Source organism: Isoptericola sp. NPDC060185 (assembly GCF_042728595.1).
Lineage (GTDB): Bacteria > Actinomycetota > Actinomycetes > Actinomycetales > Cellulomonadaceae > Isoptericola.
The window spans coordinates 1-11,897 of sequence record NZ_JBHWYY010000103.1 but is presented as its reverse complement, the minus strand read 5'-3'; the positions used below and the strand labels follow the sequence as shown (position 1 = coordinate 11,897).

Genomic DNA, 11,897 nt, shown 5'->3' with positions numbered 1-11,897 from the left:
CCCGATCACGGGTCCCGGGCGGCGACGGCCTGCAGGCGTGGGGGCAGCGGGCGGTGTCAGCAGTTGGTGCCGGCGTACGTGCCGACCGACTTCGCGGCGTCGGTGAACTCCGAGCTGGTCATCGCGGTCATCGCGTCCTGGAGCTGCGACATCGAGTCGGCGTCCGTCGGGTCCTTCGCCGCGGTCTCGATGCCGTCCGTCGCGGTGCGGAACGCGGTGGTGAGGGTCGTCCAGTCGTCGGCGACCTCCGCCGGCGGCTCCGTCACGCCCTCCATCGTGGTGGTGAGCTCGTCCAGCTTGTCCACCGTGGGCTGCAGGTCGGACGGGTCGACGTCGCCCATCGCGGACGACGCGTCGGTGAGCGCCTGCACGGCGTCGCAGAAGTCGCCGCCGGCGGCCGCGGCGTCCTCCTCCTGGGGGGTCTCCTGGCTCTCGGCGGCGGTCGTGCTGCCGTCGGTGGAGCCGTCCCCGTCGCCCGAGCTGCAGGCGGCCAGGCCGAGGGCGAGGAGAGCGCTCGCGGCGAGGGCCGAGGCACGGGTCATGGTCTGTCGGTTGCGCATGGCACCCATGGTGACGGACCCGACCGGATCACGCGCCCCCGGCGCACGGGGAGAACTGCCCATGTGGCACAGCCCACGTTCCGCCGGCTCTCAGCGAACGTCCTCCGCGGGCCGCAGGAACCCGTCGCGGACCAGCCCGCGGACGGCCGGCAGCAGCTCGGCCCGCAGGTCGTCGGCCGGGACCTCGAGCAGGGCGCCGAGCGCGCCGACGATCTGCCCGACGGCGAGCTCGCCGTCGCACACGCCGACGAACGCCGCGAGCCCCGTCGAGGCGTGCACGCCCCGGCCCAGGCCGTCGCCCTGCCGCACCACGACGACGTTCGGGTCCGCCTGGCCCGGGGTGTGGAACCGCTCCTCGGTGACGTCGTCCGCGACCACGAGGTGCGCCCGCCCGAGGGCGTCGTCGTCGCGGGCGGCGAGCCAGTCGTGCGCGGCCAGCGACGCGGCCACGTGCGCGCCGAGCGGCTGGTGCACCGACCCAGTGTGCTCCTCCAGGCGGCGCAGCGTGGGGCGCGCGCCGTCGGCCGGGCGGCGCAGCGTGACGATGCCGAACCCGACCGCCTCGACGTCCCGGCCGGCGAAGTCGTCCAGCCACGCCCCGTACGCAGCCGCCCAGGCCGCGGGCTCGCGCTCCGCCGTCGTCCCGCCGTCGCGGATCCACGTCTCGGCGTACTCGGCCGGGTCGAGCACCTCGCGCTGGATCACCCAGCCGTCCAGGCCCGACGCGTCGAGCCACCCGCCCACGCGCTCCTCCCACGGCTCGCCGCGGCGGTGCTCCCAGTTGCCGAGCAGCTGCGCCACGCCGCCGGGCGCGAGCACCTGTCCGACGTCGCGCACCAGGTCACGCACGAGGTCGTCGCCCGAGCGACCGCCGTCGCGGTACTCGTAGTCGCCCAGCGCGTCGGCGACGGCGCGGCCCGCCGCGCCCGCGTGCGGCGTGATGACGAACGGCGGGTTCGACACCACGAGGTCGTAGCGGTCCCCCGCCACCGGCTCCAGCATCGAGCCGTGCCGCAGCTCGACGTCGGAGGACGGCGCGTTGAGGGCGAGGTTGAACCGCGCGAACCCGAGCGCGCGCCGCGAGATGTCGGTGCCGACCACCTGGCGCGCGTGCCGCGCCGCGTGCAGGGCCTGGATGCCGCACCCCGTGCCGAGGTCGAGCACGCGGCCCACCGGCGTGCGTGCGGTGACCTGCGCGAGCGTGGTCGAGGCGCCGCCCGCGCCCAGCACGTGGTCCGTCGCGAGGCGGCCGCCGGTGGCGAGCTCGGCGAGGTCGCTCGACAGCCACCACGACGCCTCTCCCCCGGCGTCGACGGCGGCGTACGGACGCAGGTCCACGACGGCGCGCACGGCGTCGCCGGGACCCTCGCCCGCGGCGGCCACCAGCCCCAGGCGGGCCGCGCCCGACGTGCCGAGGCCCGGCAGCGCGCGATCGAGCTCCGCGCGGGGGACGTCGTCGCCGAGCAGGAACAGCCGGGCGAGCGCCGCCCGCGGGTCGGCGCCGGGCGCCACCCGTGCGAGCGCGCGCCGCGCCGGCACCGTCTGCTCACGGTGCAGCGCCGCGGACGCGACCGTCCCCAGCGCCTCCTCGACGCCGTCCACCGTGTAGCCCGCCGCCGTGAGGTCGGCCCGCAGGGTGGCGACGAGCGGCGCGGCGTCGACCGTCGCGCCGGGCACCGGCGTCGAGGCGGGCGCGCTCATCGGCCCGCGCACGACGTCGCGAGGTACGCGGTGATGTCCTTCGCGGCTGCGGTCGCGGTCGCCGTGTCGTCCGCGGTGATCGCCCCCGCCATCGCCGAGCTGACCGCGTTCGCGTCGTCCTCGTCGACGTCCTCGAACGCCGTCACCGCACTGCCCAGGTAGTCCGCCATGGTGCCCCACGCCGTCGCGACGTCCTCCGGCGGGTCCTGCTCGGTCATCGCCTTGTCGGCCGTGCGGAAGCTCTGCACCAGGGCACGCGGGTGGTCGGGGCTGAGGTCGACGAGCGCGCGGTTCGTGGTGGACCAGGACTGCTGCAGCGCCGCGCACCGCTCCGCCTCCGCGGTGGAGGCCTCGTCCTTCGCGTCGTCCTTCGCGTCGGGCGAGGGGCGCGCCGACCCCGACCGCGCGGCCTCCCCCTCGACGCCCATGCTCAGGTCGGCCGGGATCGACACCGCCGGCGCGGGCTCCGCGGCCGGCTCCGCGCCGCCGTCGCCGCCACCCTGCCCGCACGCCGCGAGCGTGGCCCCTGTGACGAGCATCCCCACGACGACGAACGGGAGCTGACGGGGCACGAGGCGGGCGCGGCGCATCCCCCTATCGTGAACCACCGCCCGCGCGCGTGGAAATCCCCCGCGACGCGCGCCCGCCCCCAGCCGGCGCCGTCAGCCGGCGTCGTCGGGCGGCGGGGTGGTGCCGCAGCCGTCCTTGAGGAACGTCGTGACCCGGTTCGAGGCCTGCGTCATCGCGGTCGTGTCCAGCTCTGCGATGGCCGACGCCACCGCCGCCGCGACGTCGGCCTCGTCCGCAGCCTCCACCGTGTCGGCGACCGTGCCGACGTAGTCCGTGACGGTCCGCCAGTCCGCCAGGACGGCGTCGGGCGGCCGCACCCCGGCGAGCGCGTCCCGCGCGCCGACGAACCCGTGCCGCAGCGACGCCGGGTCGTCCACCCTCATCCCCACCTGCAGGCTCGCGGACTGCGACCACGCCGCCTGCACCACCGCGCACTCGTCCGCCGGCCCGTCGGGCAGCGCGGCGTCGTCCGCGGCCCCGGGCAGGAGGCCCGACGCGAACCCCGCACCGATCCCGGTCATCAGCGCCAGCGCCCCGGACGCCACGAGCGACGACCGCCGGCGCCAGGCTCCCCGCACGGGTCGCGACAGGGCGTGCGGCAAGAGCCGGGACGCGGCACGCGACGGCCCGCGCGACCGCCCGCGAGCTCGTGTCCTGCTGCCCCTCATGGTCGCGAAGGCTACCGCCAGCGCCCGCGCCCGCGGAACGTCGCCGCAGGTGGGAGGGGGCCGCTTGACCGGGGGCCGGTGTTCGGCCAGATTACGCGCGTGACCTCTACCACGCCCGGCCTGTGGGTGCATCCTGAGAACGACCCGCGCGCGACGGGCGTCGACCCGGTCGGCGAGAAGGAGACCCTCTGGGAGTACCTCTGCCGGTACCGGATGACGCTGGTCATGAAGTGCGAGGGCCTCGACGCCGGCCAGCTCGCGCGCCGCTCCGTCCCGCCGTCGTCGCTGTCGCTGCTGGGGCTGGTCCGCCACCTCGCGAACGTCGAGCACCACTGGTTCCGTCGGGTGCTGCAGGGCAGCACCGACCGGGGGCCGTTCGAGCTCCCCGGCTACCCCGACGTCGACTTCGACGGCGCCCTGCCCGACCCGGCGTGCGTGGACGAGGCGTGGGACGCCTGGCACCGCGCCGTCGAGGCCGCCGACGACTGGTTCGCCGGCGAGGACATGGGCCGCGAGGTCCCGTACGACGGCGGCACCGTCGAGGCGCGCGACGTGCTGCTGCACGTGCTCGAGGAGTACGCCCGCCACATGGGCCACGTGGACCTGCTGCGCGAGTGCATCGACGGCCGCACCGGCCTCTGACAGTGATGATGTAGTGACCCGCCCGCGGGGCCGCGTAGCGTGCCCTCATGCGGAGCTTCCTCAGCGGCGTCCTGGTCGCGCTGGCCGTCCTGGCGGCCGTGGTCACGGTGCCGGTGCGGTACGTCGAGGGCACGCTGCTGGACACGGACGCCTACGTGGCCGCCACCGCGCCGCTGGCCGACGAGATCACCACGCAGGACGCCGTCGCCGAGGCGTTGACGGGCACCGTCGTGGGGCAGATCGACTCGGGCGCGCTGGCCGGGGCCCTGCGGCCCGTGATCGGCGAGGTGGCCGACGTGTTCGTCCGCTCCGACGCCTTCCCGCCCGCATGGGAGGAGGCCACCCGGCAGGGGCACGCCTCGACCGTGGCCGTGCTGCGCGACGAGAGCGACGTGGTCGACGCCGCCGACGGCGTGGTGACGCTGCCGCTCGACCCGTTCCTGGAGTCGGTCGGGCAGGCGCTGCGCGACCGCGGGCTGCCCGTCCCCGAGGGCTTCGCGACGACCGGCGCGGACGTCGTCCTGTACGCCTCGCACGACCTGGCCACGGCGCAGCAGGCGGTCGCGCTGGTGGACCGCTGGGCGCCGTGGACCCTGCCGGTGACCGTGCTCCTCGCCGTCCTGGCCGCGCTCGTCGCCCGGCCGGGCCGGCGCGTGCGCACGGCGGCGGTCACGGGCGGCCTGGTCGCCGCGGCCATGCTGGTGCTCCTGCTGCTCCTGCCCGAGACGGTGCAGGCGGCCTTCGCCCGGCTGGACGTCGGCTCGTCGGGCCGGCAGGTGCTTGACGACACCGTCGACGCGCTCCTGGTGCCGCTGCGCACCCAGCTGTGGTGGGCGTGCGGCGTCGGCGCCGCGGTGGCCGTCGTCTCCACGGTGGTGGGCGTGGTGCTGCGCCGCCGGCCCGCGCCGGTCGCCTGAGGGCGACGCGCCGGCAAATCCGGTTGCGGCGCGGGCGGGCCCGACGGTCGGATGTGCGCATGACCGACGCCACGCAGCGACAGTTCCCCGACATGTGGGTGGACCCCCAGGACGACCCCCGCGAGCAGTGGGCGAACCCGGAGGGCGAGCTGCAGACCCACTGGTTCTACCTCAAGGCCTACCGCGCCACGCTGGAGATGAAGTGCTCGGGGCTCGACGCCGAGCAGCTCGCCCGCCGCGCGGTGCCGCCGTCCACCCTCTCCTTGCTCGGCCTGGTGCGGCACCTGGCGAAGGTGGAGCACACCTGGTTCCGCCGCCGGCTCCAGGGGCAGCCCGACCTGGCCCCGCTGTACACGAGCCCCGACGCCCCCGACGCGGACTTCGACGGCGCCGTCGCCGACCCGGCGGTCGTCGAGGAGGCGTGGGCCACGTGGCGCCGCGAGACCGAGGCCGCCGACGCCTGGCTCGCGACGCAGACCGACGCCGACATGGGCCGCACCGTGGAACGCGAGGGCGAGCAGCTCCCGGTGCGGGACGTCCTCGAGCACCTCGTCGAGGAGTACGCCCGCCACGCCGGGCACGCCGACCTGCTGCGGGAGTGCATCGACGGCCGCACCGGCCAGTAGCCACCGCACGACGACGCACGACGACGCGGTCCGGGGTCTCTCGTCGCGAGGCTGGTCGGCCCTGGCGGGAGGCCGCGAGGAACGAGCGGCCGGATGGCGCGCCTCGCGACGAGAGACCCCGGACCGCGTCGGCCGGGACAGATCGAGGACTTACCTCGCGGGGACGCTCGCCGCCTCGTCGGCCTGCTCGCGGTCGACGCGGGCCGCGCGCAGCCGGGACATGATGACCGCGCCGAAGGCGACGGCCGCGGCGGCCAGGGCGATGACGATGCGCACCGCGGAGTTCGCGTCCTCCGGCACGCTCAGCATGACCACGGCGGGCGCGATGAGCACGGACACCAGGTTCATCACCTTGATGAGCGGGTTGATCGCGGGGCCGGCGGTGTCCTTGAACGGGTCGCCGACGGTGTCGCCGATGACGGTCGCGGCGTGCGCCTCGGAGCCCTTGCCGCCGAACGCGCCGTCCTCCACGATCTTCTTCGCGTTGTCCCACGCGCCGCCCGAGTTCGCGAGGAAGACGGCCATCAGCACGCCTGCGCCGATGGCGCCGGCAAGGAAGCCTGCCAGCGGCCCGACGCCGAGGCCGAAGCCGACGGCGATGGGCGCGAACGCGGCCAGCAGGCCGGGGGTGGCGAGCTCGCGCAGCGAGTCGCGGGTGCAGATGTCGACGACGCGGCCGTACTCGGGCCGCTCCTCGTAGGTCATGATCCCGGGGTGCTCGCGGAACTGGCGGCGCACCTCGAACACGATCGCCCCGGCAGCGCGGGTCACGGCGTCGATCGCGAGCCCGGAGAACAGGAACACGGTGGCGGCGCCGAGGATGACCCCGACGAGCGTGACGGGCGAGATGATCTCGTAGTTCAGCATGGACGCGACGAGCCCGCCCCCGACGTCGCCCACGTCGGCGACCGCCTGCTCCACGGCGTCCGCGTACGAGCCGAACAGCGCCGTCGCGGCGAGGACGGCCGTCGCGATCGCGATGCCCTTCGTGATGGCCTTGGTGGTGTTCCCGACGGCGTCCAGGTCCGTGAGGATCTGCGCCGCCTCCTCGTCGACGTCGCCCGACATCTCGGCGATGCCCTGCGCGTTGTCGCTGACGGGGCCGAAGGTGTCCATCGCGACGATGACGCCCACCGTGGTCAGCAGGCCGCAGCCGGCGAGCGCGACGAGGAAGAGCGAGAGCCAGATCGACCCGCCGGCGAGCAGGAAGACGCCGCAGATCGCGGCCGCGATCACGCCGGCGGTGTAGACGGCGGACTCGAAGCCGACCCCGATGCCGGACAGCACGACGGTGGCCGCGCCGGTGCGCGACGTGGCCGCGACGTGCAGCGTCGGCTTCGACGTCGTGCCGGTGAAGTACCCGGTGATCCACAGGATCACGCCGGCGAGGACGACGCCGATGGCGACGGCCAGCGAGGCGACGACCCGCGGGTCGGCGGTGACGTCGCCGAGGTCCGCGGTGCCGGTGAGCCCGGCGAAGGACGACGGCAGGTAGGCGAACGCGGCGACGGCGGCCAGCACGGCGCCGATGACGGCGGAGATGTAGAAGCCGCGGTTGATCGCGGCGAGGCCGTTCTCGCTGCCGCGGACGCGGGTGACGAGCACGCCCAGCAGGGCGACGAACGCGCCGATCGCGGTGACGATCAGGGGGAACACGAGGCCCTGCTCGCCCATCACCGCCTTGCCGAGGATGAGCGCGGCGACCAGCGTCACCGCGTACGACTCGAAGAGGTCGGCGGCCATGCCCGCGCAGTCGCCGACGTTGTCGCCCACGTTGTCGGCGATGGTGGCGGCGTTGCGGGGGTCGTCCTCGGGGATGCCCTGCTCGACCTTGCCGACGAGGTCGGCGCCGACGTCGGCCGCCTTGGTGAAGATGCCGCCGCCCACGCGCATGAACATGGCGAGCAGCGCGGCGCCGAAGCCGAAGCCCTCGAGCACGGCCGGCGCGTCGGTGCGGTACACGAGGACGACGAGCGCGGCTCCCACGAGGCCGAGACCCACGACGGACATGCCCACGACGCCACCGGTGCGGAACGCGATCCGCGCGCCGTCGGCACGCCCGTCCGTGCGCGTCGCCGCGGCGGCGACCCGCACGTTGGCGCGCACGGCGAGCCACATGCCGAGGTAGCCGATGGCGGCGGAGAACCCGGCCCCCACGAGGAACGCGATCGACCGCCCCAGCCGGACCCCGCCGTCGCCCGGCAGGAGGAACAGGAGGGCGAACACCACGACGGCGAACAGCGCGAGCGTCCGGAACTGGCGGTTGAGGTAGGCGGAGGCGCCCTCCTGGACGGCGCGCCCGATCTCCTGCATGCCAGACGTCCCCTCGGGGGCGGCGAGCACCTGTCTGCGCAGGGCCGCCGCGCAGACCAGGGCGGCCAGTCCGATCACCCCGATCACGGCGACGATCGTGATGCTGCTGGATCCGAACGTGAGCATCCGTCCTCCTTGACGTGCTTCCTCGGCCCGGCGGGGGCGGCGGTGACCGTCCGTCGGTAAGGTCCCGCCGTCGCCGTTGACGGCGGGATGCGGGGAGTCTACCCACATGTGACGGCCGTCACGAACCACCGTGACATCCTGACCCAACGGTTCGCGTCCCCCGACCGTCCAGGTGGGTGAGGACGGCACGGGAGGGGACCATGAGCCGCTGGGAGGACGAGCTCGCGGAGCTCGCACGGACACGAGGGCGGGCCCTGGTGGGCTACGCGTACGTGCTGTGCGGGGACCAGCGGCTCGCGGAGGACCTGGTGCAGGACGCACTGGTCAAGGTGTTCGCCCGGCTGCGCCGCGGCGCCGCCGACCGGCCCGGGGTGCACGCGCTGGACGGGGGCGGGACGAGCGAGGCGTACGTGCGCCGCGCGATCCTCACCCTCTTCCTCGACGAGCACCGGCGCCGCAAACGCTGGACGTCGGCCCGCCACCTCGTGGCGACGGACGACCGGGTCCGCGGCGCGGCCTCGGGCGCGACGGCGCGGGCCGACGTCGCGGCCGCGCTCGGGCGGCTGACGCCGCGCGAGCGCGCGTGCGTCGTCCTGCGCTACCTCGAGGACCTCACGGTGCCGCAGGTGGCCGAGACCCTCGGCCTGGCGCAGGGCACGGTCAAGCGCTACCTGTTCGACGCGACGGCGACCCTGCGCGACGTGCTGCGGGTCGACGGCGACGGCGGGGCCGCGCTCACGGGGCTGACGGGGACGACGACGGGGACAACGACGGGGACGACGACGGGGCGGAGGGCCGGGCGATGACCAGCAACCACGCGCGGGACGACTGGGCGGACGGCCGCACCGACGAGGCGCTGCGCCGCGGTCTGGACGCGCTCGCCGGGGCCGGCGCCCAGGCGTCGGCGCTCGACGCCGCCCTCGGTGACGTGCGCCGGCGGGTGCGGCGCCGCCGCACCGTGAAGCAGGCCGGGATCGGCGCGAGCACGCTGGGCGTGGCCGCCGCCCTGGTGCTCGGCGGGGCGGCCCTGCTGCCGGACGCGCCGCAGCCCCTGCCCGGGCCCGCGACGAGCCCGACGACGACACCGTCTCCGTCCGGCTCCCCGTCGGACGAGGCCCGGCCCGACGACGCCCGGGCCGACGACGCCGCCGTCGGGCTCGTCGAGGACGGCTACCGCCCGTCGTGGCTCGAGGGCGTGAACCTGACGTGCGGGATGCCGGCCGACGACCTGTCCGCGAACGCGGACGGTCAGCGCCTGGACCTCCTCGGCGTCCCGACCCTCGACGACGACACGAGCGCCGACGGCACCGAGACCGTGCAGACCTGGCGCGTGCCGACGCGCCTCGACGGCGTCGGCGCCGCCGACGCCGGGCACCGCGTGAGCCTCCCGACGTTGCTGTGGACGCAGGGCGGCCGGGTGGTGGACGTCGGAGTGAACGTCACCGAGGCGGGGATGGACCAGGTGGGCGACGCGCCCGCCGAGCGCACCGCCGAGGACTCGTCGCTGATGTCCTGCGCGCCGGTGCACGCGGACGACGGCTCGGCGCCGGACACCTACGAGACCGAACTCCCGGCCGGGGAGTACCAGGTGCGCGCGTTCGTGCAGCTCTGGGACCCGGGGTTCACCGCGGCCGAGCTGGTCGTCAGCGCCCCCGTCGCCGTGGAGGTCGACGCCACGGGCGAGGGCGGCGCGCGGAACGCGGCCTCGGGCTCCGGGAAGTCGGGCGGGTCGGGCGGGTCGGGCGACGCAGGGTGCTCCGCGGCGGGCCTCGACCTGCCGGACCCGGACCTGGCCGACCTTGCCGAGCCGGCGCGTACCACCGTCGCCGCGATGTTCACGGCGGCGCTGGCCTGCGACGACGAGACCCTCATCGCCCTCGCGGAGGCGGCGGACCGGGTGGACGAGAACTGGGGCGGGCAGTCGCCCCGCGAGCTGCTCGAGCTGCCGGCCGCCGAGCAGGACGAGGACGTCTACGCGATCCTCGCGCGGCTGCTGTCGGCGACGCAGCCGTGCAACGGGGAGGTCCACGGCCTCGGGGGCGCCCTGCACCTCTACTCCTGGCCCCGCATGGCCCCGCCCTGCCAGGCGGCGGCACCGGACTGGCAGGACGCGGTCGACGCCGGCGCCCTCACGGCGCAGGAGTCCGCGGACTGGCAGGCGGCCGACGGAGGGCCGGAGTACGAGGGCTGGCGCCTCACGGTCGACTCCGAGGGCCGTTGGGCGCAGTTCGTCGACGGCTACCTGGGCCCCCCGCGCGACTGACCCGCCCCGCCGACCAGGCGGTTGCCACCGCTCTCGGGCGGCGCGAGGCGCCATAGCGGTGGCAACCGCCTGGTCGGCCCTCGGCCGCAGCGCGCGTGGGAGGATGACGGTCATGCCCGACGTCGTTCCCGCAGCTGCCCGCGCCCACACCGAGGACCTCGGCGCCTTCGTCGCCGCCTCGCCGTCGTCGTTCCACGCCGCCGAGGAGGTGGCGCGCCGCGCGGAGGCGGCCGGGTACGTCCGGCTCGACGAGACCGCCGCCTGGGACGTGGCCCCGGGCGGCCGGTACGTCGTCGTCCGCGACGGCTCGGCGATCGCCTTCGCGCTGCCGCCCACGGCGGGCCCGACGACGCCGTTCACCATCCTCGGCACGCACACGGACTCGACGGGGTTCAAGCTCAAGCCGAAGCCCACCACCGGGCGCGACGGCTGGGTGCAGGCCGGCGTCGAGGTCTACGGCGGCCCGCTGCTGAACTCGTGGCTGGACCGCGAGGTCGAGCTCGCCGGGCGCCTCGTCACCGCCGACGGCTCGGGCGGCACGGTCGAGCACCTGGTGCGCACCGGCCCGATCGCGCGCATCCCGCAGCTCGCCATCCACCTGGACCGCTCCGCGAACGACGGGCTGACCCTCGACAAGCAGCGGCACACGCAGCCCGTCGTCGGCCTGGGCGACGTGTCGCAGGCCGACGTGCTGGCCGAGCTCGCCGTGGCGGCGGGCGACGGCGTCGACGCCGCGGACGTGCTCGGCTACGACATCGTGCTCGCGGAGACGCAGCCGGCGCGCGCGTTCGGCATCGGCGCGGCCCTGTGGGCCTCGCCCCGCCTGGACAACCAGCTCTCGACGCACGCCGCGATCACGGCGCTGCTCGCCGTCGCTCCGGAGGACCTCGCCGGCATCGGCGTCGTCGCCGCCTTCGACCACGAGGAGATCGGCTCGGCCTCGCGCTCGGGCGCCGCAGGGCCGTTCCTCGAGGACGTGCTGCGCCGCGTGTGCGCCGGCCTCGGCGCCTCCGAGGACGAGCGAGCGCGCGCCTTCGCCGCGTCGCTGTGCGTGTCGTCGGACGTCGGGCACGCCGTGCACCCGAACTACCCGGAGCGGCACGACCCGGTCAACCACCCGCACGCCGGCGGCGGCCCGATCCTCAAGATCAACGCCAACCAGCGCTACGCGACGGACGCCCACGGCGCCGCCCGCTGGCAGGAGGCGTGCGCGGCGGCCGGGGTGCCGAGCCAGGAGTTCGTCTCCAACAACGTCGTGCCCTGCGGCTCCACGACGGGCCCGATCACGGCGACCCGCCTCGGCATCCGCGTGGTCGACGTCGGCGCCGCCATCCTGTCGATGCACTCCGCGCGCGAGCTCACCGCCGTCGTCGACCCGTGGTACCTGGCCCGCGCGATGGGGGCCGTGCTCGCCGGCTGACCGACCAACGCGTTGTGGGTGTGATCGTGGCCCAGATTAGACGTTAAACACGGCCACGAACTGTGACAATTTCACATAAAACAGCCCACGA

The 11,897-nt window shown here is 75.5% G+C and carries 11 protein-coding genes; 6 read left to right on the top strand and 5 right to left on the bottom strand.

Annotated elements, in window-relative coordinates:
* Positions 1-56: 56 nt before the first annotated feature.
* The 4 genes from ACFWDO_RS20025 to ACFWDO_RS20010 form a co-directional block, all read right to left on the bottom strand.
* Positions 57-560: a hypothetical protein gene (locus ACFWDO_RS20025; protein ID WP_380326343.1), complete on the bottom strand. Its 504-nt coding sequence runs from the start codon at positions 558-560 to the stop codon at positions 57-59.
* 90 nt (positions 561-650) lie between these two features.
* Entirely contained in the window at positions 651-2,261 is a 1,611-nt protein-coding gene (locus tag ACFWDO_RS20020) for a methyltransferase (RefSeq protein WP_380326340.1), read from the bottom strand.
* Positions 2,258-2,851: a hypothetical protein gene (locus ACFWDO_RS20015; RefSeq protein WP_380326337.1), complete on the bottom strand. Its 594-nt coding sequence runs from the start codon at positions 2,849-2,851 to the stop codon at positions 2,258-2,260. The genes ACFWDO_RS20020 and ACFWDO_RS20015 overlap by 4 nt, the downstream gene beginning before the upstream one ends.
* 72 nt (positions 2,852-2,923) lie before the next feature.
* Complete coding sequence (locus ACFWDO_RS20010) at positions 2,924-3,352, bottom strand: hypothetical protein (RefSeq protein ID WP_380326334.1); 429 nt, start codon at positions 3,350-3,352, stop codon at positions 2,924-2,926.
* Between the two features lie 246 nt (positions 3,353-3,598).
* Between ACFWDO_RS20010 and ACFWDO_RS20005 the strand changes: the two genes are divergently transcribed.
* The 3 genes from ACFWDO_RS20005 to ACFWDO_RS19995 are packed head-to-tail and all read left to right on the top strand — an operon-like array spanning position 3,599 to position 5,684.
* The gene (locus tag ACFWDO_RS20005; protein WP_380326331.1) at positions 3,599-4,141 is read left to right on the top strand and encodes a DinB family protein; all 543 of its coding nucleotides are present in this window, start codon (positions 3,599-3,601) and stop codon (positions 4,139-4,141) included.
* Between the two features lie 47 nt (positions 4,142-4,188).
* Positions 4,189-5,058 (top strand): hypothetical protein, encoded by an 870-nt coding sequence (locus ACFWDO_RS20000; protein ID WP_380326328.1) that lies wholly within the window; start codon positions 4,189-4,191, stop codon positions 5,056-5,058.
* 59 nt (positions 5,059-5,117) lie between these two features.
* The gene (locus ACFWDO_RS19995) at positions 5,118-5,684 is read left to right on the top strand and encodes a DinB family protein (protein WP_380326325.1); all 567 of its coding nucleotides are present in this window, start codon (positions 5,118-5,120) and stop codon (positions 5,682-5,684) included.
* Positions 5,685-5,834: 150 nt separating this feature from the next.
* On the opposite strand, the gene ACFWDO_RS19990 is transcribed toward ACFWDO_RS19995, so the two are convergent.
* A complete protein-coding gene (locus tag ACFWDO_RS19990) occupies positions 5,835-8,123 on the bottom strand; it encodes a sodium-translocating pyrophosphatase (protein WP_380326731.1) in 2,289 nt (762 codons plus the stop codon).
* Between the two features lie 200 nt (positions 8,124-8,323).
* On the opposite strand from ACFWDO_RS19990, the gene ACFWDO_RS19985 reads away from it, so the two are divergent.
* The 3 genes from ACFWDO_RS19985 (at position 8,324) to ACFWDO_RS19975 (ending at position 11,806) form a co-directional block, all read left to right on the top strand.
* On the top strand, positions 8,324-8,929 hold the full coding sequence (locus tag ACFWDO_RS19985) for a sigma-70 family RNA polymerase sigma factor (RefSeq protein WP_380326734.1): 606 nt from the start codon (positions 8,324-8,326) through the stop codon (positions 8,927-8,929).
* A complete protein-coding gene (locus ACFWDO_RS19980) occupies positions 8,926-10,386 on the top strand; it encodes a hypothetical protein (RefSeq protein ID WP_380326737.1) in 1,461 nt (486 codons plus the stop codon). Before ACFWDO_RS19985 ends, ACFWDO_RS19980 begins: the two co-directional genes overlap by 4 nt.
* 112 nt (positions 10,387-10,498) lie before the next feature.
* Positions 10,499-11,806, top strand: a complete 1,308-nt coding sequence (locus ACFWDO_RS19975) for a M18 family aminopeptidase (protein WP_380327174.1) — start codon at positions 10,499-10,501, stop codon at positions 11,804-11,806.
* Positions 11,807-11,897 lie beyond the last annotated feature (91 nt).

Bases quoted from the DNA above. Each gene is read 5' to 3' on its own strand.
- ACFWDO_RS19985 (WP_380326734.1), top strand. From the start codon at position 8,324: ATGAGCCGCTGGGAGGACGAGCTCGCGGAGCTCGCACGGACACGAGGG.
- ACFWDO_RS20000 (WP_380326328.1), top strand. From the start codon at position 4,189: ATGCGGAGCTTCCTCAGCGGCGTCCTGGTCGCGCTGGCCGTCCTGGCG.
- ACFWDO_RS19995 (WP_380326325.1), top strand. From the start codon at position 5,118: ATGACCGACGCCACGCAGCGACAGTTCCCCGACATGTGGGTGGACCCC.
- ACFWDO_RS19975 (WP_380327174.1), top strand. From the start codon at position 10,499: ATGCCCGACGTCGTTCCCGCAGCTGCCCGCGCCCACACCGAGGACCTC.
- ACFWDO_RS20015 (WP_380326337.1), bottom strand. From the start codon at position 2,851: ATGCGCCGCGCCCGCCTCGTGCCCCGTCAGCTCCCGTTCGTCGTCGTG.
- ACFWDO_RS19980 (WP_380326737.1), top strand. From the start codon at position 8,926: ATGACCAGCAACCACGCGCGGGACGACTGGGCGGACGGCCGCACCGAC.
- ACFWDO_RS20010 (WP_380326334.1), bottom strand. From the start codon at position 3,352: ATGACCGGGATCGGTGCGGGGTTCGCGTCGGGCCTCCTGCCCGGGGCC.
- ACFWDO_RS20020 (WP_380326340.1), bottom strand. From the start codon at position 2,261: ATGAGCGCGCCCGCCTCGACGCCGGTGCCCGGCGCGACGGTCGACGCC.
- ACFWDO_RS19990 (WP_380326731.1), bottom strand. From the start codon at position 8,123: ATGCTCACGTTCGGATCCAGCAGCATCACGATCGTCGCCGTGATCGGG.
- ACFWDO_RS20025 (WP_380326343.1), bottom strand. From the start codon at position 560: ATGCGCAACCGACAGACCATGACCCGTGCCTCGGCCCTCGCCGCGAGC.